Raw genomic sequence first — 1450 nt, 5'->3', positions numbered from 1 at the left:
TGAACTGCACCCCAAAAGTTGGACACCAGTCCAACGATTTGGGGTGTTTTTTCATGAGCAAGCACAGCGCACGATTCAAGCAAGCAGTCGTCAAAGACTATCTATGCGGCAAGCACGGCGGTTTTGCTGGGGTGGCGCACCGGCATGGTACAGACCACGGCACGGTGCGTAAGTGGGTGGCGGCATGGCGAGCGCACGGCGCCGCGGCGTTCAGGAAGAAGTACAGCTTCTACGATGGACAGTTCAAGCTGAAGGTGCTGCAGTTCATGCACGCAAAGGCGCTGTCGTGCCGAGAGACTGCGGCGGTTTTCGATATCCGCAATCCGGGCGTGATCAGTGTCTGGAAGCGCCGGTATGATTCGGGAGGTATGCAGGCCCTTGAGCCGCGCCCCCGAGGACGCTCCGTGAAACAACCCAAGTCATCTGTGCCGCCTGTTTCGTCCAAGCCTGACGAGGCCCGCACGAAGGAAGAGCTCCTGAAGGAGCTGAACTATCTACGCATGGAGAATGCGTACCTAAAAAAACTCGATGCCTTGATCCGCTCGGACAGCCCCACAGCGCAAAGCAAAAAGCGCAAGTAGTGGCCGGATTGAGGCATGAGTTTGCACTTGGCGGCCTGCTCAAAGTGGCGGGCCTGGCGCGTAGCACCTTCTATTACCAATGCAAGGCCTCGCAGAAGGCAGACAAACACACGCAGCTCAAGGCGCGCATCCGCTCTGTATTCGAGCAGCACAAAGGGCGTTACGGCTATCGGCGTATCACCAGCGCGATCCGGCACTTGGGCACGGTTGTGAATCACAAGACCGTCCAACGCTTGATGCAACTGATGAAACTGAAGTCACTGGTGCGACCGAAAAAGTTTCGAGCCTTCCGGGGGACGGTGGGAGGCATTGCGCCGAACGTGCTGCAAAGACAGTTTGACGCCGACGCGCCAAATCAGAAGTGGGTCACCGATATCACTGAATTCCGGGTGGGCGAGCGCAAGCTCTATCTGTCCCCGGTGCTAGACCTGTATAACGGCGAGATTGTTGCCTACGAAACGGCGACGCGTCCGGCATTCGCGATGGTCGCAAGCATGATCAAAAAGGCGTTCAAGAGGCTGGGGGCTGGTGATCGCCCCGTGATTCACTCTGATCAGGGATGGCACTATCAGATGGGCGCTTACCAGGCGTTGCTTTCGCAGCGCGCACTGACGCAAAGCATGTCACGCAAGGGCAACTGCCACGACAACGCCGCCATGGAGAGCTTCTTCGGCACATTGAAGTCAGAGTTCTTCTACCCGAACCGCTTCGAGAGCATTGAAGCGCTTCAGGCCGGAATCCGACGCTACATCCACTACTACAATCACGACCGCATCAAGCTGAAGCTAAAAGGGCTGAGTCCTGTGATGTACAGAACTCAGCCCTCACGGCCCTAGCCTAAAACTGTCCAACTTTGCGGGGTCAGTTCA

General features: G+C 57.1%; 1 protein-coding gene. It reads left to right on the top strand.

The window, feature by feature from the left end; genetic code table 11:
* Window positions 1–53: 53 nt before the first annotated feature.
* Window positions 54–1417, top strand: a protein-coding gene (locus tag QCE83_RS34950) for an IS3 family transposase (RefSeq protein WP_309821458.1) whose coding sequence is annotated in 2 segments (ribosomal slippage) — window positions 54–525 and window positions 525–1417 — 1365 coding nt in all. Because the reading frame shifts where the segments join, the coding sequence is not laid out codon by codon here.
* The last annotated feature ends 33 nt before the right edge of the window (window positions 1418–1450 follow it).

Source organism: Caballeronia sp. LZ034LL (genome assembly GCF_031451215.1).
Taxonomy (GTDB): domain Bacteria; phylum Pseudomonadota; class Gammaproteobacteria; order Burkholderiales; family Burkholderiaceae; genus Caballeronia.
This window is presented reverse-complemented; position numbering and strand designations above follow the sequence as displayed.